This is a genomic window from Aurantiacibacter sp. D1-12 (genome assembly GCF_028858515.1).
Lineage (GTDB): Bacteria > Pseudomonadota > Alphaproteobacteria > Sphingomonadales > Sphingomonadaceae > Alteraurantiacibacter.
Genome location: NZ_JAPJZJ010000001.1, coordinates 1 through 23,390 on the forward strand (window position 1 = coordinate 1; position 23,390 = coordinate 23,390).

A 23,390-nucleotide genomic window follows, 5' to 3' on the forward strand; every position below is an offset into this window, starting at 1 on the left:
CGATATGATGACGGCTCTGAAGGCACTCCCCAACTTTATGACATTACCTACTCCCATGAAAAGGAGGGGTGCGATCCCCAGCCGAATGTGGATCCTACAGGTCCCGGCGGCAGAGACGGGGGCGGGCCGCGAGAGCGTGGTAAGCCGCGCCCAAAGAAAAAGAGCTTTCCACGCTTTTGCAGTGGACCTGCAAGAGTGCTTGCTGGAAACCCGAGACTTATCGGGCGACAAGGGGGTATGTTGCGGCCTGTGCGGCCAAATTCGGCAGCGGTTATTCCGAGGCAGTGGATTCCTTCGTCGCCATCAAACGGGGGGCGGGGCCACAAATGAGAGAATTAGGGAACAGGGTTTTTGGAAGAACTAGCGAAGGTCAAACATTTGGTCGTTTGGACGATGTCATGGACCATCGCGAAGTAGCCTCTACTACAGCGCAAGCACAGGATGTTATTATGGGCAGGAATCCTGGTATGCTCATTTTAGAATTGGTCTCTGGCTATGACGAAGGTGTAACCAACGTTGAAATTAGGATACACGGAAGTGCTAGTTGTCCGACGGGCTTACGGCCCGGGCGCCTGTGAAGAGGGCATTGATGAGAATCTATTTTACGCTGCTGTTTGCCGTTTCGAATTGCCAACTTGGTGATGGTGGCAATGTACATGGTAATGATGCAGATTGGCCCGAAATTCGCGAGGTGAGAGCGACGTGGGATGTATCTTTTGCTCGAGATGGATTCCGTGACAGTCTAACTGTACAAGATCGCTACGGTAACCCGGTCTATGAATTTGAGTGCTTTTCTGGAGGTGATGCCGACCAGCTTCGATGGTCTAATGAAAATGGTGTGATGTTGATCGCGGACCTTTCCTGTGTTCTTTTTGAAGCGGGGGACGAGGTAAGAGGCGATTCATTACTTTCTCAGGTAGACGATACCCGTGACTATCAAAGCAGAGGCTTTTTTTGGGTTCATCAATTGACAGGACAGTGCGCTTCGCATGAAGCATATGGGGCAAATCGGAGCATCAGCGTTCGTGGGATAGAGGTGCATTTAAGCGTCGGTGCAATTGGCCCTGACAGAATGGCAACGCTGGAAGTTGAATTCACTAATCAGGGAGAAAATCGATCTCCGTTTGCGGCTCCTCCCGAATATCCCGGATATCCCCAATACTGCCGTGGCACTGAAGAATGATAGTAGCGAAGAATTCCGAGGGCAGTATAATTATTCCTACTGTCTGACTGATGACATTTCGCGACGATCCGCTGGTGCAGTGGAACGGCTCATCGGCAAGCCTGGGCGGGGCGCAGTATCTCTACAGCGATATGCGCGGCTCGATCGTGGGTATCTACAACCGCAACGGCACCGCGATAGAGATCAACGCCTACGACGAGTTCGGCACGCCCGACCAGGACAACGGCGGGCGGTTCCAGTTTACCGGGCGGATCTGGCTCAAGGCGCTGGCGACTTAGTGCAAGTCCAGCTACACTCTGGAGGCTATGTTTACGCCGTCCACCAACAGTGATCCCGTCACCAGCTCAATAGGCTGGATTACTGACACACTGCTTGGCCAGCTTGCAGTGACACTATGTGTTCTGGCGGTGGCGTTTGTTGGCTTCTCCATGCTCACGGGGCGGATATCGCTGCGCCGCGGGGCGCAGGTAGTGCTGGGATGTTTCCTCCTTCTGGGTTCACCGCTGATCGCGGCGAGCATGATGGGTATGCTCGGGCCGAGTGAGGCCAGCCAGCTCGGTCCGACAGATACGGTGGTCTATGAGGCCCAACCGCGCGAGCCATTGCCCGAGGCAACCTATAATCCCTACGCCAACGCGTCGCTGGGGCGCCGGCCTGCTGATTAGGGGCTGCCGATGGTGCAGGCCAAAGCGATGTTGTGCTTTGTCTCGACTCTGGGCATTTCCCTTGCAATAACTGGCTATAATCATGAGGGTATCGTTTTTCCCTTAAATAGTTCAGGGTGATATTCTGGCAGAGCAGTTGCGCAGTGATACGCTTTTTGTAGCGCTTACGCGTCCGCAAATGTTTGCGGGGGTGACGTTCAGCTTTTTCATCATCAACGGCATTATCGCAGTTGAATTATTTCTCATTTTCAAAAGCTTCTGGGTCCTGCTCGCCGCACTTCTCATCCATGGCATTGGTATGATTGTAAGTCTGCGCGAACCGCGCATTGTCGATCTGTGGCTGACCCGCATGCGCAATTGCCCCAGGGTAAAGAACCACGCGCATTGGCGGTGTAACTCATACCGACCATGAGTAGTAAACGCGATCTTGCCCGGAAAGAGGTCCCCGCGGGTGCGCATCTGCCATATGCTCGGCATCTCGACACAGCCACGCTGGAAACGCGTGACGGGTTACTGATGCAGACCATCCGCATTGCGGGTTTCCACTTTGAGACAGCGGACAGCGAAGAACTGAATTACCGCGCCGAACTGCGCGATGCCATGCTGCGCGCAATCGGCAACTCGCGCTTTGCAGTCTATCAGCATGTGGTGCGTAGGCGTGCCGAAGTCTATCTTGAAGGCGATCATCAGGATCGCTTCAGCCAAGGACTTGACGCTAGGTGGCGGCAGCGGCTGGGTGCGAAGAACCTCTACGTAAACGATCTGTTCGTCACCATCGTACGTCGCCCGTTGCAGGGGCGGATTGGAATTGCCGAGCGGATTGGAAATTGGTTTTCCAGGAAAAGCGGACAGCGTAAGGCGGCTTTGATTGCAGGGGAAATGCGCGCGCTCGACAACGCGCGTGAAGCGATGATTTCTGCCCTGCGGCAATATGATCCGCACCTGCTGACATGCTATGACACGCCAGATGGCGAGCGGTCGGAACCGCTCGAATTCCTCTCGTACCTCTACAATGCCGACATGCGTCCGGTGGGCGTGTCACAGACGGATCTGGGGCATCATTTGCCTGCCCGGCGCATCAGTTTTGGTACGGATACCATAGAATTGGCCAAGGCCGGTCCACTCAATCGTCGGTTTGTAGCGCTTGTTTCAATCAAGGATTACCCGTCGCGCACTATGCCGGGCATGTTCGATGAGCTGTACCGGCTACCGTTCGAGCTCGACGTTTCGCAAAGCTTTGCCTTCGTTGGACGCGCGCAGGCGCTAGGCAAAATGAACCTCGCTCTAAGGCGCATGCGTTCGGCAGAAGATGAGGCCATTTCCCTGCGTGATGAGTTGATCGTGGCGAAGGACGAAGTAGCTGCAGGTCGTGCAGGCTTTGGTGAGCACCATACAACTATTGCTGTGCATGCCGATGATCTAGGATTGCTGGATAGGCAAGTCGCAGAAGTCATTGCCTTGCTGGCTGACCTCGGGATTAATGGCGTGCGCGAAGATCTTGCACTAGAGCCTGCGTTCTGGGCACGGTTTCCCGCTAATTTCAAATATATTGCCAGGCGAGGACTGGTTTCGACCACCAATTTTGCAGGGCTTGCCAGCCTGCACAATTTTCCTACCGGCAAAGCGCATGGCAATCACTGGGGCGATGCCGTGACGCTTTTCGAGACGACGGCGGCTGGCCCTTATTACTTCAACTTTCACCAGCGCGACCTTGGCAATTTTACCGTCATCGGGCCTTCAGGGAGCGGTAAGACGGTGGTCATGAACTTCCTCCTGGCACAGGCGCGCCGTCATGATCCGCGCATTATATTCTTCGACAAGGATCGGGGGGCAGAGTTGTTTATCCGAGCGATAGGCGGGCAGTATGATCGCTTGTCGTCGGATCGCCCTTCGGGTCTCAATCCGCTGCAGCTCGATGATACGCCGGGCAATCGGCAGTTCTTGATCGATTGGCTCAGCCTGCTGGCAGGTGGCACAGACGAAGAGGAAACCGAGCAGATCCGTGACGCGGTCGATACCAATTTCGCGCAACCGATGGAGCGGCGCCGGTTGCGTTATCTTGTGGAACTGTTTCGTGGTGCACATCGCCCGAATGCGCGCGACCTGCATTCCCGGCTTCGCGCGTGGTGGGGTGACGGCGAACGCGCCTGGCTGTTCGACAATCCGCGTGATCTGACCGAACTGGATGCCAAAGCGGTTGGCTTCGACATGACCTCGATCCTTGATGACCCGGCAGCGCGCACGCCTGCGCTGCTCTATTTCTTCCATCGGGTTGAGGAACGGCTCGACGGCACTCCGGCTATCATCGTCGTTGATGAGGGGTGGAAGGCGCTGGATGATGATGTCTTCGTGCGGCGGATCAAGGATTGGGAAAAGACCATCCGTAAACGCAACGGCATTGTCGGCTTTGCTACGCAAAGTGCGCAGGATGCGCTGGAGAGCCGCATAGCCAGCGCGATAATCGAACAGGCCGCGACGCAGATATTCATGATCAACCCCAAGGCGCGCGCAGAGGACTATATCAATGGCTTCGGCCTGACCCGGCACGAGTTCGATCTTGTCCGTACGCTGCCGGACAACTCGCACTGCTTCTTAATCAAGCATGGCAAAGACAGTGTGGTGGCGCGGCTCGACCTTTCGGGTGAGACCGACCTGCTGACGATTCTTTCCGGCCGCGAGAAAACCGTGCGCCTGTTCGATGAACTGGTTGAAGAAACCGGGACTGATCCTGCTGCCTGGATGGCAAAATTGCTGGAAAGGGCGGCCTGATGTCGTGCCCGCAGATCCTCACCGGTACCGAGTTCGTGACGCGTATGGTCACGCATATTGACTGTCAGGCGCGGTATCTCGGCAGTTACGGCTATGAAGCCCTGGGGCAACCCGGGTCTGCTGCATCGCTCGCCATGACTGGTCTGCTGACGCTGTTCATCGCAATCTGGGGCTTTCGTTTGCTGTTTGGTTACACACCTGACAGCCGCGATATCATGGGTGACATGCTGAAGGTCGGGATAGTCCTGACACTTGCCTTTAGCTGGCCGGCCTTTCGGACAGTGGTGCATGATGTGACGCTTGATGGTCCGGCTCAGCTTGCCGCGTCGCTGTCCAATCCCGGGCTTGCCACTACGAGCGGTGGTTTTGTCGAGCGTTTGCAAGGGGTGGACAATGGTGTGTTGGCGCTGATCGACCTTGGCACTGGACGCTGGTCGGACCAGCTGATCGATGGGCAGGCGGGTAATGCCAGTTTTGTAGGTACGGCGCTGCAGGATGATGCAGCATTGGGCTGGGCGCGGCTGATCTATCTTGCAGGGATCATCGGCTCGCTTGGCCTGCTCAGGATCGTTGCCGGCCTGTTGCTGGCGCTTGCTCCACTTGCTGCGGGCATGTTGCTGTTCGAGGCGACGCGGGGTCTGTTTGCAGGCTGGCTGCGCGCGCTTGCATTGACACTGGTAGGTTCTGTTGGCGTCACTGTTATTCTTGCAGTGGAACTTGCTGTGCTTGAGCCGTTTTTGCGGGATGTCCTGCTGGTCCGCGGGAGCGGTTATGCCGCGCCGAGCGCTCCGATAGAACTGTTCGCCATGACGACAGGTTTCACTATCGTGCAGCTCATGACCATTTGGCTGCTCGCAAAGATCGCCTTCATGCGCGGCTGGACCAATGCCATTCGCTTGCCTGATTTTTCCAGCTCGGCAGGATGGCAGTCTGCAATTGCTGGTCCCACCGCGCGTGAAGTAAGTCCGCTAGCCTCTCGCGCCGAACGGATCGCTCAGCAGGTGGAGAATCGTATGAGTTTTGAACAGAGCAGGATTGTCAGTGTGACAGGCGGTGGAGCAGCAGCATCTGCAAGGGTGAGAGGTAGCCCATCTGCAGATTCGGCTCGCGTTGTCCTGCCGGAACGGCTGGGTAACTCCTATCGCCGCACCACGCATTCACGCTCGATTTCGAGCCGCAGGAGGGATGGTTGACCGCCCACGACCCTATCGAAGAGGACTTTGAAGTCGCCGACAGCTGGTCTGTCAGCGTAACCGATGAGCTTGAGAAATCACGGCGCATTGCATGGATTGTGGCGACGGTTTCCGCCGCAGTTGCGGTACTGCTGGCGATTGCTCTTGTCACGCTGCTCCCTCTCAAGGAGCGCGAGCCCTATACATTGCTGGTTGACCGGCAGACCGGCCATGTCGAAGCACTGGCGCCACTGGATCAGGATCTTGTGGCTCCCGATGCAGCACTGACACGCAGCTTTGTGGTGCAATATGTGATCGCGCGTGAAAGCTTCGACTACAACAGTTTCCAGGATGACTATCGCCGTGTTGGTCTGTGGAGCGCAGGCGATGCGCGGCAACGCTATGTAGCTGCCATGCAGGCAGGCGCGCCTGGGAGCCCACTGTCCGTCTATGGCACGGGGACACGCATATCCGTCGATGTGCGTAGCGTCTCTTCGCTGGCACAGGACCGTGCTCTGGTGCGCTTTTCCACCACTCGCACCGATCCGGGCGGGCAGCCGCAAGTGGCACAGCATTGGGCAGCAGTTATCGATTATGGCTTTAGCAATGCAGAAATGAGCGAGCAGGATCGTTACATCAATCCGCTTGGCTTTCAGGTGACACGCTATCGCCGTGATGCAGAGACATTACCTGAAGTGATGGAAGCTCAGGAAGCCGTGCAGTTGCGCGCTGTGCCAGCCGGGAGAACGCGCGAGTGATCCGTATGCTTGCCTTGCTGCTTGCGGGTCTTGCCTGGACAAACCCTGCCACGGCTCAGGTGGTGCCCGATCTGGAGCTCGGCAATCCGCGCCTCCAAACTGTGCAATGGGAAGAGGGGATGGACGTTCTACTCACGATCTTCCCAGGCAACGGTATGACCGTAATGTTGGAAGCAGGTGAAACGATCGAGCGCGTGACCATCAGCAACGAATTCGATTTTGAAGTGCGCGTATCGCCGGAGGGCAATTCCTTGCTCGTGCTGGCCGACAGGGAGGCTGCGGCAGCGCGCATGACGGTGGAAACCAATCGGCGTACCTATCCCTTTACACTGCGTGTGGGAGAAGGGCTGACAGCAGCGTATCTGGTGCGCTTTACCTATAACTTGCAGTCTGAGCAGGCGATTGCGGAGGAATTACCCGAAGTTCCGCTTGGAAACTGGTCATATCGCTTACGCGGTGATGGCGAAGTTCGCCCGCAATCGATCCGTGATGACGGCATTCGCACCTATATCTCCTACGCGCCCGATCAGGCACTGCCCGCTGTATTCGCTATCGGGCAGACGGGCGAGGAGGAAATGGTCAACGGCCATATGCGCGGCGGACTGTTCGTGATTGATCGGGTATATTCAGAACTTGTATTCCGGCTTGATGATGAGCGTGCACACGCGCGTCGAAACAGCCAGCCAGATGGGGAAGGGTGAGCGCAATGGCATCACCAAGCGACAGCCTGCCAGATGATATGCGCCCGGTAATCCGTACCAGTGGCGGCGGGAATTGGGGGATGTGGGCATTTGTTGCTGTTTTGCTGATTGGCGGCGTGTGGCTATTCTCTGCACTCAACACAGCACGGCAAGCTGAACAGGTGCCAACCGTTTTGGCCGGAGAACCAAGCACAGGCCGTATCGCCCCGCCGCCGCCGCTTCGTTTGCCTGAAGGTGCGCGTGTTCTACCCGCCGATTTGGGGGAAGCTGAGGTAGAGCAACCTACTCGTGCCCCCGCTTCGCCACCACCTGCGCCTGCTTTCGTACCAAGTCAGCCGCCCCCTACCCCTGCTTTTCTGCCACCAACCGCTCCGCCGACAGTGTTGTCGGAGCCGCCCAGCGGTCCTGCCGTCATTTACGAGCGGCCCGTTACTGGTTCCCGACCGGACCAGCGCTCGGACGAGAATGGTAGCGACCGGATCAATGCGACCCGTCTCCTCAATCCCTCGCACACTATTTCGCAGGGCACTATCATCCCGGCGGTGCTGGAAACCGCCTTCAATTCCACCCGCCCGGGGCGGGTGCGGGCCCTTGTGCAACGCGATGTTTATTCCTTTGACGGGACGCGCGTTCTTGTGCCGCGTGGCAGTCGCTTGTTCGGCGAGTATCAGGCGGGGCTCAATCCGGGCGAGCGGCGCGCGGCGATAAACTGGACGCGCCTGTTGCGCCCGGATGGGGTGAGCATTGCCCTTGATAGCCCTGCTTCCGATCCGCTGGGCCGTGGCGGTGTGGAAGGTGACGTCAATTCGCGCTTTTTCTCCCGCTTCGGCGAGGCATTACTGCAGACCTTCCTCGGTATCGGAGCGGGAATAGCGATCGGCGAAGCGACCGGAGGTGGCGGAACCTATGTCGCCCTGCCTGGAAGCACCCAGAATGTGACGCAGGCTGCCGGATCGCAGCGCGCAGGGCCCGTGCTAGAGATCGATCACGGCACAAGTGTTTCCGTCTATGTAGCGCGTGACCTTGATTTTTCGTCGGTCGATGGCTGACGCGTGGTGGAGGCCGGATACTATCTCGACAGCTTCCTCGCACCTCTGGCGCCATGGCTAGGCCGCAAAGATGTTACCGATATCTGGATCAATCGGCCCGGAGAGATCTGGTTCGAAGTCCTTGGCGGTGGGGTTTCATGCGAGCAGGTTGAGGGACTGAACGAGCAAACATTGCAACGCCTTGCGCGGCAGGTTGCGGCGCACGCGTCGCAAGGGATTAGCCGCGCGCAACCTTTACTGGCTGCCGCGTTGCCCGATGGCTCGCGCGTGCAGGTGGTTGCGCCCCCTGCAACACGTGATGGTCATGTGATTGCCATTCGTAAGCATGTTGCGCCGGATCTATCGTTGGACGACTGGAGCGAAGAGGGGGCTTTCGACACCCTGCACTCAAGTGCTGTATTGTTCGACAAGGAACGTTCGGAGCAATCGATAGGCCCGGATGAAGCGCTCGCAGTGTTGAAAGATGCGGTGCGCAATCGCCGCAATATTCTCGTTTCCGGCGGTACTTCCACGGGTAAGACCACATTCCTCAATGCCTTGTTGGCCGAAATCCCCGCGGAGGAGCGGCTGGTACTGATCGAGGATACAGAAGAGCTCCGGTTGAAGCATGAGAATGCTGTTGGCCTTATTGCCGCGCGCGGAGGCATGAGCGAGGCGGATGTCAGCGCGGAGGACTTGCTGATTGCGGCGCTTCGCTTGCGGCCAGACCGTATTATTCTCGGCGAGCTGCGCGGGGCCGAGGCTTTTACCTTCCTGCGAGCGGTCAACACCGGGCATCCAGGTTCGATGACGACGATCCACGCGGACACGCCTGCCCGGGCGATCGAACAGTTGACGCTGCTCGTCTTGCAGGCTGGAACTCGCCTCGGTCGCGATGATGTGCGCCATTATGTGCGTGAAAGCGTCGATGTCTTCGTGCAGTTGACGAGGACTAATGGTCGGCGGGCAATATCCGAGATACTAGTGTCGTCACGCTGATAGCCACTGTTTGCTGTCAGCGTGACGACACTTGGACAGTGACCAGTTCGCCAAACCAGCGGCCGCGACCAAATTTGCACTCCAAAACGGCAATGTAGTAAACTAAAAGATAAGGTGCCGGAAAAACAGCCGAGGTGTGGGGCGTTGGTGTTTTTCCCAGAAACGGTAGCAAGCCGTCATATCCAAAGACCCGTATCTTGAACGACTTGCCTCGTGCGCGAGGCAGAAGGGTTTTGGGTGGCGTTATTGGAGCATCATGATCTGGAGAAGTATCGGCAGCTTGTTGCCGATATCGACATGCCGGAGTCCGACAAGGACGAGTTGATTGGCATAGTCGCCGATATCACGGCCCATTTCGTCGATGCTGCTTTCGGTCAGACCTCCGAGCAAATTACTCTGGAACAAAGGAAAGAAAGGCCTTTCCCGCGACGATCGTCTTGTGATAAACTACTAGAAACAAAAGAAAAACAGACAATTGAAGGTCTATGCAAGCGCATTGGCCGAAACAAGGATTCTGAGAAAGAGCGGAAACCATGAGCGCGAACCCACGAACGAAAGCAGTGATCTATTGCCGCGTCAGTTCAGTCCAGCAGACTACGCAAGGGACTGGCCTTGAGTCCTAGGAGACGCGCTGCCGCGAGTTTGCCGAATACCGTGGATATGAGGTCATTGAGACGTTCACGGATGAAATGTCAGGATCGGCAGTCAGTCGGCCGGGCATGCAGGCTATGCTCAAGTTCCTGCGGCGGAAGCGCAAGCAAGGGCTGGTTGTCATCATTGACGACATCAGCCGTCTTGCACGGGGCTTGGAAGCCCACCTTCGTCTACGTGGCGACATCGCCTCAGCAGGCGCAACGCTTGAATCGCCTTCCATCGAGTTTGGCGAAGACTCCGACAGCCAGTTGGTCGAAAACCTGCTCGCCAGCGTCTCGCAGCATCAACGCGAAAAGAACAAGGAGCAAACCAAGAACCGGATGCGCGCGCGCATGCTCAACGGATATTGGGTGTTCTATGCACCATTGGGCTATCGCTTCGAGCGGGAGCCTGGAGGCGGGAAAGTAATGGTTCCTGACGAACCAAATGCGAGGATCGTGACCGAAGCTCTCGAGGGCTTTGCCAGCGGGCGATTCTCCTCACAGGCAGAGGTGAAGCGTTTCCTTGAGTCCAAACCGCAGTTTCCAAGATGTCGCCATAACGTGGTGCTTATCGAACGCGTCACGCATATGCTGAAGCAAATCCTTTATGCAGGTCACATTGATTATCCCAAGTGGGATGTGCCTTTGCGCAACGCGCGGCATGAAGGCCTGAGAAGCCTGGAAACATACGAACGCATTCAAGAGCGTCTAGCTGAGAAGGCTATCGCCCCGGCTCGCAAGAACATCAGCGAAGATTTCCCAATGCGCGGCTTTGTATGCTGCGGCGATTGCGATTATCCCATGACCTCAACATGGGCGAAGGGTCGCAACGATTACTACGCCTACTACATGTGCCGTCAGCGTGGCTGTGTGAGCAGCAAGAAGTCCATCTCGCGCGATCGAGTGGAGGAAGAGCTTCAAGACCTCGTTGAGGGGCTGACGCCTGCGCCAGAGCTGTTTGAGCTGGCCGACGCAATTTTTCGCGACCAATGGGGCAAGCGGGCAGAAGCTAGCAGGTTAGAAGCGACCCAAAATCGTGTCGAGATAGGCTCGGTAGAGAAGCAAATCTCAAAACTCATCGACCGGCTTGTCGAAGCAGAATCAACTGCTGTCGTGAGCGCCTATGAGGCTAAGGTCGAGAAGCTTGAGCGCCGCAAAGCAGCCCTAGAGGAAAAGGTCTCAAAATGTGGTCGCTCAGCAAGGGGCTATGACACAACTTTTCAAACCGCTCTCCAGCTCCTCTCAAACCCTTGGAATCTTTGGGAAACTGGTCGATTGGAAGACCGCCGTGCTATGCTGAGACTGGTCTTCGGCGGGCATATCAAATTCCACCGTGAAAACGGTTTTCAAACCCCAGAAATATCCTTGCCGTTCAAGGCGTTATCGGATTTTTCTGGCCACAAGGAAGGGATGGTGCCGGCTGCAGGAGTCGAACCCGCGGCCTGATGATTACAAATCAACTGCTCTACCAACTGAGCTAAGCCGGCACTCTTTTGTCGCCCTACCGCTTTGCTGCTTGAGGGCTGTTGTTCCCGTTATCCTCAAGTAGCGAAGCGTTTGGACAACAAGAATTCGCGGCCCTTTGCCTCAAGGAACGCCGAACGTCCACCCCTCAGTTTGCGCAATTTGTGGTGTGAGCGCTTTTGGTGACCACAAAGCATCCATTTTTGCCGCATTTCGCATCCATGCTGCGGTGATCAAGGCGTCGGAGGAGTGGTCGTCGATCAGGCCTGTACCGCCTAGTGGCGGACTGCTGAGGTTGGCGAGTGCCTCGTCGAGTTCCTCACGCGAGCGAATCTTGCTTTTCGATGCGGTTCGTCCGGCGGCCATTGCGGCGAGAGCGGTATAGATCTCGACCACAACCGATCCTTCGTAGGGCAATGGGTCGATAGGCCAGACTGGCAACTTGCCTTGCAACCGGTGCAGCACACGCATGCCCGTGAGGCTCGATTTGCCGACCTGCGCCGCGCCGACCAGGTTGAAGTTGGAATAGGGTTTGCACCCGATCATCTCCTGCACCTGCTCGGTTACCCGGAAGCGGCCTCTGCCACCTCCGAACTGCGCGCCTTCACGACCACCGTGGCGGCGGAAGTAAGCGTTGGCTTGCGGGTGATCGACAAAGCTTCCGGCGGAGAGATGTTCGTCTCCCTCGCAAACCGCGTCGATTAGCGCCCAGAGCGACTTTGCGTCGGCGGGATCGCGCTCCCAACCGGGAAAGAACGCGGACCTGTCCGCATGAGGCAGGGAAATGCCGAGATCGAGTCCGACGAGCGAATTGTCGGGCAATTCATCGCGCAGCACCTCAAGCACCTCTTGCCGCGACCAACCGCGGGTGCGCTCCACGAGAACGGGCGGTCCGCCATCCGCATGCGCCACAGCCATGGTAATGCTTTTGTGCCGCTCCCCTTGGGCGCCGGACCAGTCCACCGCGACGAAATATTCGAAGTCCCTAACCACCGCGCTGGGACCTCAACCGCGCCCAATAGTCCAGCCGCTCGCGTACCTTGCGTTCGAACCCGCGTTCTACCGGTTGGTAGAACTCCTGCGGCTCCATTTCGTCCGGCCAGTAGTTGTCGCCGGAAAAGCCGTCTTCGGCATCGTGATCGTAGGAGTATCCGGCACCGTATCCGGCATCCTTCATCAGCTTGGTCGGCGCGTTGACGATGTTCATCGGCGGCATCAGGCTGCCCGTTTCCCTCGCGCTCTTCCACGCCGCTTTCTGCGCCTTGTAGACCGCGTTCGATTTGGGAGCGGTGGCGAGGTAGAGGCAGGCCTGAACGAGTGCGAGCTCACCCTCAGGACTGCCGAGGAACTGGTAGGTGTCCTTCGCGGCAACGCATTGGGTAAGCGCACCGGGATCGGCCATGCCGATATCCTCCACCGCCATGCGGATCAGCCGCCGGGCGACGAATAGCGGTTCCTCACCCGCCACCAGCATCCGTGCCATGTAATAAAGCGCCGCCTGCGGGTCCGATCCGCGCACAGCTTTGTGCAGTGCGGAGATGAGGTTGTAATGTCCCTCGCGATCCTTGTCGTACACAGCCACGCGCCGCTGCAGGAATTGACCCAGCGCGGCCGGATTGAGCGGCTCGTCGATCTTCGCATTATAGAGCGTTTCGGCCTGGTTGAGCAGGAAACGGCCGTCGCCATCGGCGCTGGCGATCAGGGCATCGCGCGCTTCGGGTGAGAGGGGGAGGGGGCCTTCCAGCTCTTCCGCGCGGTCGAGCAATTGGCCGAGTGCTTCCGCATCCAAGCGGTGCAAGATCAACACCTGCGCGCGGCTCAGCAGAGCAGCGTTGAGTTCAAAGCTCGGGTTTTCGGTCGTCGCACCGATCAGGGTGACAACGCCGCGTTCGACAAAGGGGAGGAAGCCATCCTGCTGCGCGCGGTTGAAGCGGTGGATCTCGTCCACGAACAGGAGCGTTCGCTGTCCAGCCTTCTTCGCGGTTTCGGCAGTGGCAAAGGCCTTCTTCAGGTCCGCTACGCCCGAAAAGACCGCGCTCACAGCTTCGTATCGCATGCCTACTTCGGCGGCGAGCAGGCGGGCAATGCTGGTCTTGCCAGTGCCGGGTGGCCCCCACAGTACCAGACTGGAGAGTTTGCCCGCTGCGATCATCCGCCCGATTGCGCCTTCGGGTCCCGTGACATGATCTTGCCCGATGACCTCCGCGAGGGAGCGCGGACGTAGCCGATCAGCAAGCGGTGCGTCCTCGGACGGCGCATCCGGACCGGCGCTTTGCGGAACATCATCGGCGAAGAGATCTGCCATGTGGCCTTCTAACCCGAGGGCGGAGGCGAGCGGTAGCGGCATGATATTTTTTTGCCCAAAAACGCCGAGACCTCTTGTTACGATAGCTCTAAGATATATCTTAGCACTGGGACGAGACATATTTGGAGCCACATCATGGCCAAGAAACCTGCCAAGGGCGCGAAGGCGACCAAAGCCCGCAAGGCAACAAAAGCTACCAAGGCGACACGTACGCGCAAGACCACGCGCCGCACTGCAAAGCCGAAGGAAGAGATCATCGAACCGGAGGATATGGAGCCGGTAGAAGACGCGGCTGCCAGCGATGACGATGACATCGAGGTTGAAGTCGAAGTTGAAGTCGAGATCGATGATGAAGATGACGACGAGCAGGCGGAACGCCGCCGTCGCCGAAAGAACTTCAAGCGCCAGTTCAAGCGTGAGTTCAAACGCGAATTCAACACTGACGATATCTTCGGACCGGATGGTATTTTCGGCCGTGGGGGCCCGTTTGGCGGAAACAACCCGTTCAACGCGACGGGCATCTTTGGCCCGGGCGGCCTGTTCACACTTGGCGGAAACCGTAATCGCGGTGGCCGTCGCCACGGGCACGGCGGCCCGGGACGCAAGCGTGAACGCATGTTCGGACCTGGCGAACTTCGCCTTGTCCTCCTTGCCATGCTCGCAGAAGAACCGCGCCACGGTTATGAGTTGATCAAGGCGCTCGAGGAGATGACCGGCGGTGCCTACTCACCTAGCCCAGGCGTGATCTATCCGACCTTACAGATGCTCGGTGATGAAGGCGTTATCGAGGAGAAAGAGAGCGAGGATGCGCGCAAGCTCTACCAGGCAACCGAGGCTGGCCTTGATGAACTGGAAGACCGCGCGGATGATGTCGACGAACTGTGGGAACGCCTTGGGCGCAAGGCAGAGCGCGCGCGGCCAACGGGGTCTGCGGACGTGTTCCGCTCGCTCGGCAATCTCGCCACGGTGCTGACCAACAAGGCATCGCGGGGCGATTTGAAGGACGTGCAGAAGGATCAGGTGATCGACCTGATCGACGCGCTCGCTCGCAAGATCGAACGACTCTGATCAGGCCGGGGCAGGCCCATGGCTTGCACCTGACAATTCTCGTGATAGCTTCTCCCCCGGAACCAAGTTTCGGGGGAGATTTTTATGACAGAAGCAAGACCGGCCACGCCGTGGCACCTGTGGGTGATCGGCATCGTTTCGCTATTGTGGAATGCTGGCGGTATCATGAGTTATCTTATGACCGAGCTGAACATGCTCGATTCATTGGAAATGACTCCGGACCAGATTGCCTACTTCAGCAGCTTCCCGACATGGGCAGTCGCGTTCTGGGCCATGGGCGTCTGGGGGGCGTTTATCGGCTCTGCGCTGATCCTGCTGCGCCGCAAGTTGGCAGTGACCTCATTCGGCATATCGATCGTGGGCCTGATCGGCACGACGTATTATGAGCGGTTTGTTGGTGATCTACCGGAAAGCTTCAACACGGCCGGGCAATATGCCTTTGCTGCGGCGATATGGATCATCACTATAGCGCTGTTCTTCTACGCACGGGCCATGACTGCACGCGGCGTTCTACGCTGACGCTTCGGCTTTCACTCCGCCGTGTTCGGACAGAATGCGTAAGTAGGTTTCGGCCACGGCGGAGTTGATGGCGTCCCACGAATAGTCGCGGCTGCGCTTTTCGCCCGCTCGGCCATGCGCTTCGCGCAGTGCCACGTCCTTGATGTAGGCTTCCACCGCATCGGCGAAGAGCTCTGACTTTCCCGGTTCGATAAGGCGGCCTGTCACATTGTCCGTCACCAGACTGGTGCTGCCGGTTGCCCGGGCGGCGATCACGGGAATACCGCTCGCCATCGCTTCCAAAGTCACATTGCCGAAGGTTTCAGTGACAGATGGATTAAGCAGCATGTCCATGCTCGCCACTGCGCGGCCAAGATCGGCGCCTTTCTGGAACCCGACGAAGGCTGCATCCGGGCAATGCTGCTTGAAGAATTCCTTGGCCGGGCCTTCGCCCACTACCAGAACCTTGTGCGGCACGCCGCGGGCTTTCAACGCGTCGGTCGTTTCGGTGAAGACGTCGAGGCCTTTCTCCAATACCAGCCGTCCGAGGAAACCGATGGCAACATCCTCGTCTGCAATCCCGTGGCTGCGGCGCCATGACATATCGCGGCGGGAGGGATCGAAAATCTCGCGGTCCACACCGCGCGCCCAGATCGAGATATCCTCTCCCATGCCCTGTTCTTCGAGCACGTCGGCCATGCTTTGCGAAGGCACGACCAGCGCATCGCAACGATTGTAGAACCGTTTGAGGATTGCTTCTGCCCACGGCTCTGCGAAGGCGAAGCCGTAATAGCGTGGATAGGTTTCAAACCGGGTGTGGACGCTTGCCAGGATTGGCAGGCCGCGCTTGCGGCCCCAGCGCACGGCAGCATGGCCCGTGAAATCGGGTGACGAGACGTGCATCACATTGGGTTTGAATGCCGCCAGATCAGCCTTCACGTGCTGGTTGAAACCCAGCGGCAAACGATACTCGCCGCGTCCCGGGATCGGCATACTGGGGACACTCACCAGATCGCCTGCCGGTTCAAATGCGGGTTCATCCACTGTGGGAGAATACACACGCACCTTGGCACCCTGGCGCAACAGGTAATCCACCAGCCGGTTCAGCGCCTGGTTCGCCCCATCGCGGACATAGTTGTAGTTGCCGCTGAACAGCGCAACGCGAAGATCGGTAACGTCCATCCAGCGAAGCCTTAGGCGAGTGCAGCCACGATTGCGAGAGGGCCTCTCGAATTGGCTGCAAGCAGATTATTTCGGGCAACAGGTAACCGGTGCGACTGAGCGCGCGAAATGGGAGACGCAACAACCATTTCGGAGACTTACCCCCGTGTCCAAGATCAAACCCCTCATCCTCGCCATCGTGGCGCTTTTCGTCGCTGTCCCTGTCGCTGCATCGGCGCAGGCCACCATGGTCGAATACACTGAAAGCGGCTTCCGTGCGGCGCAGGCTGAAGGACGCACGATCATAGTCGATGTGCACGCAAGCTGGTGCCCGACCTGCCGCGCGCAGCAGCCGATCCTGAACGAACTGCGCAACGATCCGCGCCTTTCCGATGCCTTGTTCATCCGCGTCAACTTCGATGAGGATCGCGCTTTCCTTCGCGCACATCGCATTCCGCGCCAGTCCACCATTCTGGTGTTCAATGGCCGCGAAGAAGCCGGGCGCTCGATTGCCGAAACCAATCGCAATCGACTGCGCTCGTTCGTGTTCGGCAACATCTAACAGGCGTTCCTCCGGAGCTCAGCACCATGTTCAGCAGTATGGCCCTTGCCTTCGTTGCCGGTCTTGTGACGATCCTGAACCCTTGCGTCCTCCCCCTTGTGCCGATCATCATCGCCACTGCACTGGGGAAAAGTAAAATGGGGCCGGCAGCACTAGCCGCTGGACTGGTGCTGAGCTTTTCCATCTTCGGCCTGCTCGTTCTCGCTTTCGGCTTCTCGGTCGGGCTTGACGAGCGGTTGGTCCGTACCGCCGCTGGTAGTCTGTTGATTGTGGCGGGCGCCGTGTTGCTGATCCCTCGCGCGCAAATGGCGCTCAGCGCGGCAGCTGCTCCGGCAACAAGCGCCGGGCAGCGCATGCTGGGGCGCACGAGCGGCGAGGGCGCGATCGGACAGTTTGTCGTCGGCGGCCTGCTTGGTCTGGTCTGGGCACCGTGCGTCGGCCCGACACTCGGCATCGCCATTGCGGCGGCTGCACAGGGCGAAAACCTGCTCAGCGCTTTCGGCATCTTTCTCGTCTTCGGGCTTGGCGTCGCGACTTCGATCCTCGCTTTTGCCTACGGCTCGCGCAAGGCGCTCGGCCAGCGCAGCAAGTCGCTCCAGTCATTGGCGAAATATGCCAAGCCCATGTTTGGCGGAGCGGTGCTGCTGGTAGGCGTGATGGTGCTGACCGGTTTCGACAAGATGATCGAGATCTGGGCGCTCGACAACATGCCGCAGTCGCTGGTGGAGTTTACAACGCGTTTCTGAGCCGCTCCCACCCTCAACCCTACGGCTCAGACGCGAAGGCCCGGCCACTCTGCCTGAGTAGCCGGGCCTTCAACATTCTGGGCTTAGACTGCGGGGATTACGCGCCCTCAGCCGCGCGCTTTGCCCGCTTGCGTTCGTGTGGGTCGAGATGAACCTTGCGGAGGCGAATGCTTTCCGGTGTCACTTCTACTTGCTCGTCATCGCCGATGTAGGCGATGGCCTGCTCCAGCGTCATCTTGCGTGGCGGGGTGAGGCGAATGCCTTCGTCCTTGCCGCTGGCGCGGAAGTTGGTGAGCTGCTTGCTTTTGAGCGGGTTGACTTCGAGATCTTCCGGCTTGGCGTTCTCGCCGATGATCATGCCCTGATAGAGCTTCTCACCAGGGGATACGAACAGCACGCCGCGTTCCTCGATAGTGTTGAGCGCATAGGCCATTGCCTCGCCCTGTTCCATGCTGATCAGTACGCCGTTCTGGCGGCCGGCAATCTTGCCCTTGTGCGGGCCATAGCTGTCGAACAGACGGTTCATGATGCCGGTGCCGCGCGTGTCGGACAGGAATTCACCGTGATAGCCGATCAGGCCCCGGCTTGGAGCCACGAAGGTGAGGCGTGTCTTGCCGCCGCCGCTTGGGCGCATTTCGGTCATTTCGGCTTTGCGCTGCGCCATCTTCTCGACGACGGTGCCAGAGAATTCATCGTCCACGTCGACAACGACGGTTTCATACGGTTCAAGCCGCTGCCCGTTCTCTTCGCGGTAGAGCACGCGCGGACGGCTGATCGAGAGTTCGAAGCCTTCGCGGCGCATCGTTTCGATCAGCACGCCGAGCTGCAATTCGCCGCGGCCCGCCACTTCGAAAGCATCCTTGCCGGCGCTTTCGGTGATGCGGATGGCGACATTGCCCTCGGCTTCGCGTTCGAGACGCTCGCGGATCACGCGGCTCTGTACCTTGTCGCCCTCGCGGCCTGCATAGGGGCTGTCGTTGACGGCAAAGGTCATGCTGAGCGTAGGCGGATCGATTTCCGATGCGTGGATCGGTGCGTTCACGTTGGGTGAGCACAGTGTATTCGAAACGGTCGCTTCGGTCAGGCCTGCGATGGCAACGATATCGCCTGCCTTGGCGTGGAGCACGGGCTCACGATCAAGGCCATTGTAGGCAAAAACCTTTGTCGCGCGACCGGTCTCGACGACATTGCCGTTCACATCCAACGCGTGGATTGGCATGCCCGTTTCCAGGCGACCGCTTTCGATGCGGCCGGTCAGGATACGGCCGAGGAAGGCATCGCGATCAAGCAGCGTTGCCAGCATGGCGAATTCGCCATCGGGATCGAGATCGGGTTCGGGCACGTGGTTCACAATGAGGTTGAACAACGGCAGCAGATCGCCCTCACGTGCTTCCGGATCTTCGCTGGCATAGCCCGAGCGGCCCGAGGCGTAGAGCACGGGGAAATCGAGTTGCTCGTCATTCGCGTCGAGATTGACGAACAGATCGAACACTTCGTCCAGCACTTCGCTGGCGCGCGCATCGCTTCGGTCGATCTTGTTGACGACCACGATGGGCTTCAGGCCAAGGCCGAGTGCCTTGCCGGTTACGAACTTGGTCTGCGGCATCGGGCCTTCGGCGGCGTCGACCAGCAGGATAACGCCGTCGACCATGCTGAGGATACGCTCTACCTCGGCACCAAAGTCGGCGTGGCCCGGCGTATCGACGATGTTGATGCGGTAGCTGTGCTGGCCGCCCTCGGGTTTCCATTCAACACTGGTTGGCTTGGCAAGGATGGTGATCCCGCGCTCTTGCTCCAGTTCGTTTGAATCCATCGCGCGCTCTTCCACGCGCTGGTTATCCCGGAACATGCCGGATTGGCGGAAGAGCTGGTCAACCAGAGTGGTTTTACCGTGGTCAACGTGAGCGATAATCGCCACGTTGCGAAGGGGCGCAGACATTACAATTTTTCCTGTGTCGGGCAGGGCAAATCATGCTGCACCTGCGAATTGGCGCGCCTCTAGCCTAAGGTCGCGCGCGGGGCAAGGAGATAGGAGGAGGCACTGCACAGTGCATCCGTGCGCAAGTAGAGTGAAGCTGACCTTACGTAATGGTGAGGTGTTTCCCTGTTGCGCCAATGCTACACGTGTGTGGCCATACAATCGCGCGTCCCACTGAGCAATTGTAGGAAACATTTGCGCTAGGTAGAAGAAATCGACTAATTCAAGTCGCTGAAGGAATGGAATGGATCGTCAACTGGGCGAACTTTCCGCTTCCTGAGGGAGAGATGGAGAATTCGATGAAAACTACCATTACCGGCGCTGCCGGTTTTTCACGCAATCTTCTTTGCAGTGCCGCCGCTCTTGCGCTGGTCGCACCAGGGGTTGCCATGGCCCAGGATGCAGACGGCGATGATCCCGCTGCTGAAGAGGAAGAAGCACAGGGCAACACCATTCTGGTGACCGCCACCAAGCGTGAAACCACGCTGCAGGAAATTCCGGTCGCTGTTTCCGTTACCGGCGCTGAAACGCTGGAACGTGACGTGATCCGCGATATCCGCGACCTGCAAACGGTTGTTCCCTCGCTGACTGTTGGCCAGCGCCAGTCTTCGGCAAACACCGGTTTCTTCATTCGTGGCTTTGGTAACGGCGCCAACAACGCCGGTATCGAACCGTCTGTCGGTGTCTTCATCGATGGCGTGTATCGTAGCCGTACCGCGAGCTCGATCTCCGACCTTCCCAATGTGCAGCGTGTCGAAGTCCTTCGTGGCCCGCAGTCGACCCTGTTCGGCAAGAACGCATCGGCCGGTGTTATCTCGGTCGTAACCGAAGAGCCGCAGTTTGACTTCGGCGGCAATGTCGAACTGACCTACGGCAATTTCGATCAGGTTGTGGCGCGCGGTTATGTGACTGGCCCGCTGGCTGACTCGGTCGCCTTCAGTGTCGGTGCAGGTCTCAACAGCCGTGACGGTTTCTTCGAGGACCTGAACACGGGCAACAGCGTCAATAATCGTGATCGCTGGTACGCACGCGCCCAGATCCTGGTTGATGATGGTGAAAGCTGGCGCATCCGCGTGATTGCAGATATCGATGATATCGACGAAATCTGTTGCGGTGTTGTGAACGCGCAAAGCGGTCCGCCGACTGCAGTAATCCAGGCACTGGGTGGCCAGGTAACTGATCCGAACAATCCTTTTGCCGATGTCGTTTACAACAATTTCGATTCCACCAACGAGATCCGCAATCACGGCATCTCCGCGCAGATCGACAAGGACATTGGTGATTTCACATTCACCTCGATCACCGCAAGCCGCACGACGGAAGCGGTTACCGTACAGGACTCGGACTTCTCAACCGCTGACCTGATCTATCCGAACTCGCAGGACCTGCGTCTCGATACGTTCACGCAGGAATTCCGCGTTTCCGGAACCATCGGCGATCGCATCGATCTGTTGCTCGGCCTGTTCTACATCAACGAGGATGTCGAACAGTCGAACCAGCTGCTCTATGGTGCTGACTTCCGCAACTATGCCAATCTCTTGGTCGGGAACCTTTCAGGAGGGGCCTTTGCCCTCGCGCCTAGCCCCCTGTTCCCGACTGCAGTGCCGCTAGAGCAGGTCTTCAGTGCTTCTTTCGGTCAGAACTTCGTTGGGTCGTTCTTCAATCAAGGGCAGGGTTTCACTGAGTCTTACACGCTGGACTCCGAAGCTTTCTCGATCTTCGGCCAGGTCGATTTCGAGATTGTTGATGGCCTCGTTCTGACACTCGGCGGCAACTACACCGACGATAGCAAGACTTTCACTCAAGAAGCGATCTCGACCGACGTGTTCTCGTCGATTGACTTCGATGCACCCCAGCTTGCTCCGTTCCGTCAGCAGGTTCTGACGCAGGGCGCCATTGCCCAGGGCGTTGGTGATGCGCTGATGCTTGGGCGTGCGGCAACTGCCGCTGAAGTGCTTGCATTCGCCACGAACCCCGCGACGGCTCCGATTTTCCCAACGATCCAGGCCGGTGCAGCTGCATTCGCGGCGGCAAACGTCAACAACCCGCTTGCGAACCCGCTGAACCCGCTTCGCGCGCTGCAGTTCCTGCCGCCGTTCCTCGGCGTTCCCAACTCGGTTGAGGACGGCACCACGAACGACGACAACTTCAGCTACACTGCGCGTCTGGCTTACGACATCACGCCTGACGTGAACATCTACGCCAGCTATGCAACGGGCTTCAAAGCCAGCTCGGTGAACTTGTCGCGCGATGCGCGTCCGTCGCTCGCTGATCGTACCGCGATCATCAATGCAGGTCTTGCACAGCCGAACCAGACCTATGGTTCGCGCTTTGCCGGTCCGGAAGAATCGACGGTTTACGAAGTGGGTATCAAGACCAACTTCGACTTTGCTGCTCTGAACCTCACGGTTTTCCAGCAGGAGATCGAGGGCTTCCAGTCCAACATCTTCACCGGCTCGGGCTTCGTGCTCGCCAACGCAGGTAGCCAGTCGACCTTCGGTGTCGAATTTGAAGGCCTGTGGTACCCTGCACCGGGCCTCACGCTGAACACTGCGGTGACATACCTCAACCCCGAGTTCGACAGCTTCACGCAGTCGGCACAGGGTGACATTTCGGGCACCACGCCTTCGGGCATTCCGGAATGGACCGTGATCCTTGGTGCGCAGTACGAAGCCGATCTCGGCTTTGGCCAGCTCATTCCGCGCGTGAACTACCTCTGGTCGTCTGAATACCAGCTGGTTGAAGGTCTTCCGGCCTTCGCAGTTCGTGCACCTGACGGAACGATCGCCGATGGTGGTCCGGCGATTGCTGCCGGCCTGCCGTTTACTGCGCGTCAGAATAACCTGACCGCGTCGCTAACGCTGGCAATGGATAACGGTATCGAACTGCAGGTTTGGGGCCGTAACATTCTGGATGACCGTTACTTCGGTACCGTGTTCGACAGCCCGGCGCAGCCCGGTGCGGTTTCGGGTTACCCGAACGATCCGACCACTTACGGCATCACCGGCCGCTTCCGCTTCTAAGCGTCAGCGCCGATATCCTCTGCGGAGGAAGGGGAAGGGGGGCTTCGGCTCCCCTTTTTCTTTGTCCGGTTAGCGCGCCTTGCATCTTGTAAATTGCGGTGATTTGTGGTGGCTTGCACCTCTGGTTTGAAAGAGGGGACTATTCGTATGCCATATGCTGGTTTCTGGATTCGCGTTGGCGCGTATCTGATCGACGCAATAATTTTGTATATCGTGCAGATTGTTCTGGGGATGATGTTCGGCATCAGCGCAGGCGCTCTCACAGGTGTGGATCCGGCCGGGGCAGAAGCTCTGACAACGGGTGCTGGCGGGCTCTACCTGCTGATCGTAATGGCTATTGGTATTGGCTATTACGTGCTGATGGAAAGCGGACCATGGCAAGCGACATTGGGCAAGAAGGCGCTTGGCCTTGTCGTGACCGATGAAAACGGCAACCGCATCACCTGGCTGCGTGCGCTTGGCCGCTATCTTGCGAAGATCCTGTCCGGTCTGATCTTGCTGATCGGCTACATCATGATTGCTTTCACTGACAAGAAGCAGGGTCTGCATGACATGCTGGCCAGCACGCTGGTTCTGAAGGGGCAGCCCGGTGAACATGGTGCCGCAGGGGTGTTTGAATAACACCGCAGGCGGTTAATACCTTAGGCACGAATTTGGGCGGTCCTTCGGGGCCGC

Annotated in this window: 22 protein-coding genes, 1 tRNA gene and 1 pseudogene; 19 read left to right on the plus strand and 5 right to left on the minus strand. The window is 58.3% G+C overall.

What is annotated here, in order from left to right:
• Positions 1 to 589: 589 nt before the first annotated feature.
• From OOZ52_RS00005 to OOZ52_RS00065, 13 genes and pseudogenes are all read left to right on the plus strand, one after another.
• Positions 590 to 1,183 (plus strand): hypothetical protein, encoded by a 594-nt coding sequence (locus tag OOZ52_RS00005; protein ID WP_274696436.1) that lies wholly within the window; start codon positions 590 to 592, stop codon positions 1,181 to 1,183.
• 50 nt (positions 1,184 to 1,233) lie between these two features.
• Positions 1,234 to 1,461 (plus strand): hypothetical protein, encoded by a 228-nt coding sequence (locus OOZ52_RS00010; RefSeq protein WP_274696437.1) that lies wholly within the window; start codon positions 1,234 to 1,236, stop codon positions 1,459 to 1,461.
• A 27-nt stretch (positions 1,462 to 1,488) separates the two neighbouring features.
• Positions 1,489 to 1,848 carry a TrbC/VirB2 family protein gene (locus OOZ52_RS00015; protein ID WP_274696438.1) on the plus strand — a complete coding sequence of 120 codons (360 nt, stop codon included), beginning with the start codon at positions 1,489 to 1,491 and terminating at the stop codon, positions 1,846 to 1,848.
• 124 nt (positions 1,849 to 1,972) lie between these two features.
• Positions 1,973 to 2,260, plus strand: a complete 288-nt coding sequence (locus OOZ52_RS00020) for a type IV secretion system protein VirB3 (RefSeq protein ID WP_446698105.1) — start codon at positions 1,973 to 1,975, stop codon at positions 2,258 to 2,260.
• Positions 2,257 to 4,617: a VirB4 family type IV secretion/conjugal transfer ATPase gene (locus tag OOZ52_RS00025; RefSeq protein WP_274696439.1), complete on the plus strand. Its 2,361-nt coding sequence runs from the start codon at positions 2,257 to 2,259 to the stop codon at positions 4,615 to 4,617. The genes OOZ52_RS00020 and OOZ52_RS00025 overlap by 4 nt, the downstream gene beginning before the upstream one ends.
• On the plus strand, positions 4,617 to 5,810 hold the full coding sequence (locus OOZ52_RS00030; RefSeq protein ID WP_274696440.1) for a type IV secretion system protein: 1,194 nt from the start codon (positions 4,617 to 4,619) through the stop codon (positions 5,808 to 5,810). The genes OOZ52_RS00025 and OOZ52_RS00030 overlap by 1 nt, the downstream gene beginning before the upstream one ends.
• Entirely contained in the window at positions 5,807 to 6,547 is a 741-nt protein-coding gene (locus OOZ52_RS00035; protein ID WP_274696441.1) for a virB8 family protein, read from the plus strand. The genes OOZ52_RS00030 and OOZ52_RS00035 overlap by 4 nt, the downstream gene beginning before the upstream one ends.
• Before the next feature lie 5 nt (positions 6,548 to 6,552).
• Positions 6,553 to 7,248, plus strand: coding sequence for a TrbG/VirB9 family P-type conjugative transfer protein (locus tag OOZ52_RS00040; protein ID WP_274697199.1), 696 nt, complete (start codon positions 6,553 to 6,555; stop codon positions 7,246 to 7,248).
• Between the two features lie 5 nt (positions 7,249 to 7,253).
• Entirely contained in the window at positions 7,254 to 8,297 is a 1,044-nt protein-coding gene (locus OOZ52_RS00045) for a TrbI/VirB10 family protein (RefSeq protein WP_274696442.1), read from the plus strand.
• Between the two features lie 6 nt (positions 8,298 to 8,303).
• Positions 8,304 to 9,275 (plus strand): P-type DNA transfer ATPase VirB11, encoded by a 972-nt coding sequence (virB11, locus tag OOZ52_RS00050; RefSeq protein WP_274696443.1) that lies wholly within the window; start codon positions 8,304 to 8,306, stop codon positions 9,273 to 9,275.
• 213 nt (positions 9,276 to 9,488) lie between these two features.
• Positions 9,489 to 9,812, plus strand: a complete 324-nt coding sequence (locus OOZ52_RS00055) for a hypothetical protein (RefSeq protein WP_274696444.1) — start codon at positions 9,489 to 9,491, stop codon at positions 9,810 to 9,812.
• A 101-nt stretch (positions 9,813 to 9,913) separates the two neighbouring features.
• A pseudogene (locus OOZ52_RS00060) lies at positions 9,914 to 10,264 on the plus strand (recombinase family protein); the annotation flags it as partial.
• A gap of 408 nt (positions 10,265 to 10,672) precedes the next feature.
• The gene (locus OOZ52_RS00065) at positions 10,673 to 11,356 is read left to right on the plus strand and encodes a zinc ribbon domain-containing protein (protein WP_274697200.1); all 684 of its coding nucleotides are present in this window, start codon (positions 10,673 to 10,675) and stop codon (positions 11,354 to 11,356) included.
• Here OOZ52_RS00065 and OOZ52_RS00070 read toward each other — a convergent pair.
• The 3 genes from OOZ52_RS00070 to OOZ52_RS00080 form a co-directional block, all read right to left on the minus strand.
• Positions 11,322 to 11,397, minus strand: a tRNA-Thr gene (locus OOZ52_RS00070). The two genes, OOZ52_RS00065 and OOZ52_RS00070, sit on opposite strands and share 35 nt — an antisense overlap.
• A gap of 100 nt (positions 11,398 to 11,497) precedes the next feature.
• Complete coding sequence (locus OOZ52_RS00075) at positions 11,498 to 12,367, minus strand: hypothetical protein (RefSeq protein WP_274696445.1); 870 nt, start codon at positions 12,365 to 12,367, stop codon at positions 11,498 to 11,500.
• A complete protein-coding gene (locus OOZ52_RS00080) occupies positions 12,360 to 13,679 on the minus strand; it encodes a replication-associated recombination protein A (RefSeq protein ID WP_274696446.1) in 1,320 nt (439 codons plus the stop codon). The genes OOZ52_RS00075 and OOZ52_RS00080 overlap by 8 nt, the downstream gene beginning before the upstream one ends.
• Before the next feature lie 135 nt (positions 13,680 to 13,814).
• Here OOZ52_RS00080 and OOZ52_RS00085 point away from each other — a divergent pair, with 135 nt between their 5' ends.
• The gene (locus tag OOZ52_RS00085) at positions 13,815 to 14,747 is read left to right on the plus strand and encodes a PadR family transcriptional regulator (RefSeq protein ID WP_274696447.1); all 933 of its coding nucleotides are present in this window, start codon (positions 13,815 to 13,817) and stop codon (positions 14,745 to 14,747) included.
• Positions 14,748 to 14,831: 84 nt separating this feature from the next.
• A complete protein-coding gene (locus tag OOZ52_RS00090) occupies positions 14,832 to 15,266 on the plus strand; it encodes a hypothetical protein (RefSeq protein ID WP_274696448.1) in 435 nt (144 codons plus the stop codon).
• Here OOZ52_RS00090 and OOZ52_RS00095 read toward each other — a convergent pair.
• The gene (locus OOZ52_RS00095; RefSeq protein WP_274696449.1) at positions 15,258 to 16,427 is read right to left on the minus strand and encodes a glycosyltransferase family 4 protein; all 1,170 of its coding nucleotides are present in this window, start codon (positions 16,425 to 16,427) and stop codon (positions 15,258 to 15,260) included. The two genes, OOZ52_RS00090 and OOZ52_RS00095, sit on opposite strands and share 9 nt — an antisense overlap.
• A 145-nt stretch (positions 16,428 to 16,572) precedes the next feature.
• Here OOZ52_RS00095 and OOZ52_RS00100 point away from each other — a divergent pair, with 145 nt between their 5' ends.
• Both OOZ52_RS00100 and OOZ52_RS00105 read left to right on the plus strand, forming a co-directional pair.
• The gene (locus tag OOZ52_RS00100) at positions 16,573 to 16,968 is read left to right on the plus strand and encodes a thioredoxin family protein (RefSeq protein WP_274696450.1); all 396 of its coding nucleotides are present in this window, start codon (positions 16,573 to 16,575) and stop codon (positions 16,966 to 16,968) included.
• A 26-nt stretch (positions 16,969 to 16,994) separates the two neighbouring features.
• The gene (locus OOZ52_RS00105; protein WP_274696451.1) at positions 16,995 to 17,714 is read left to right on the plus strand and encodes a cytochrome c biogenesis CcdA family protein; all 720 of its coding nucleotides are present in this window, start codon (positions 16,995 to 16,997) and stop codon (positions 17,712 to 17,714) included.
• Positions 17,715 to 17,811: 97 nt separating this feature from the next.
• Here OOZ52_RS00105 and typA read toward each other — a convergent pair whose 3' ends face one another.
• The gene (gene typA, locus OOZ52_RS00110; RefSeq protein ID WP_274696452.1) at positions 17,812 to 19,653 is read right to left on the minus strand and encodes a translational GTPase TypA; all 1,842 of its coding nucleotides are present in this window, start codon (positions 19,651 to 19,653) and stop codon (positions 17,812 to 17,814) included.
• A gap of 338 nt (positions 19,654 to 19,991) precedes the next feature.
• On the opposite strand from typA, the gene OOZ52_RS00115 reads away from it, so the two are divergent.
• Positions 19,992 to 22,715 (plus strand): TonB-dependent receptor, encoded by a 2,724-nt coding sequence (locus tag OOZ52_RS00115; RefSeq protein WP_274696453.1) that lies wholly within the window; start codon positions 19,992 to 19,994, stop codon positions 22,713 to 22,715.
• Positions 22,716 to 22,862: 147 nt separating this feature from the next.
• Positions 22,863 to 23,336, plus strand: coding sequence for an RDD family protein (locus OOZ52_RS00120; protein ID WP_274696454.1), 474 nt, complete (start codon positions 22,863 to 22,865; stop codon positions 23,334 to 23,336).
• Positions 23,337 to 23,390: the final 54 nt, after the last annotated feature.

Coding starts and splice junctions, on each gene's coding strand:
- OOZ52_RS00010 (WP_274696437.1), top strand. CDS start 1,234: ATGACATTTCGCGACGATCCGCTGGTGCAGTGGAACGGCTCATCGGCA.
- OOZ52_RS00080 (WP_274696446.1), bottom strand. CDS start 13,679: ATGGCAGATCTCTTCGCCGATGATGTTCCGCAAAGCGCCGGTCCGGAT.
- OOZ52_RS00040 (WP_274697199.1), top strand. CDS start 6,553: ATGCTTGCCTTGCTGCTTGCGGGTCTTGCCTGGACAAACCCTGCCACG.
- OOZ52_RS00045 (WP_274696442.1), top strand. CDS start 7,254: ATGGCATCACCAAGCGACAGCCTGCCAGATGATATGCGCCCGGTAATC.
- OOZ52_RS00025 (WP_274696439.1), top strand. CDS start 2,257: ATGAGTAGTAAACGCGATCTTGCCCGGAAAGAGGTCCCCGCGGGTGCG.
- OOZ52_RS00090 (WP_274696448.1), top strand. CDS start 14,832: ATGACAGAAGCAAGACCGGCCACGCCGTGGCACCTGTGGGTGATCGGC.
- OOZ52_RS00030 (WP_274696440.1), top strand. CDS start 4,617: ATGTCGTGCCCGCAGATCCTCACCGGTACCGAGTTCGTGACGCGTATG.
- OOZ52_RS00105 (WP_274696451.1), top strand. CDS start 16,995: ATGTTCAGCAGTATGGCCCTTGCCTTCGTTGCCGGTCTTGTGACGATC.
- OOZ52_RS00115 (WP_274696453.1), top strand. CDS start 19,992: ATGAAAACTACCATTACCGGCGCTGCCGGTTTTTCACGCAATCTTCTT.
- OOZ52_RS00005 (WP_274696436.1), top strand. CDS start 590: ATGAGAATCTATTTTACGCTGCTGTTTGCCGTTTCGAATTGCCAACTT.
- OOZ52_RS00015 (WP_274696438.1), top strand. CDS start 1,489: ATGTTTACGCCGTCCACCAACAGTGATCCCGTCACCAGCTCAATAGGC.
- OOZ52_RS00085 (WP_274696447.1), top strand. CDS start 13,815: ATGGCCAAGAAACCTGCCAAGGGCGCGAAGGCGACCAAAGCCCGCAAG.
- OOZ52_RS00120 (WP_274696454.1), top strand. CDS start 22,863: ATGCCATATGCTGGTTTCTGGATTCGCGTTGGCGCGTATCTGATCGAC.
- OOZ52_RS00065 (WP_274697200.1), top strand. CDS start 10,673: ATGCGCGGCTTTGTATGCTGCGGCGATTGCGATTATCCCATGACCTCA.
- typA (WP_274696452.1), bottom strand. CDS start 19,653: ATGTCTGCGCCCCTTCGCAACGTGGCGATTATCGCTCACGTTGACCAC.
- OOZ52_RS00095 (WP_274696449.1), bottom strand. CDS start 16,427: ATGGACGTTACCGATCTTCGCGTTGCGCTGTTCAGCGGCAACTACAAC.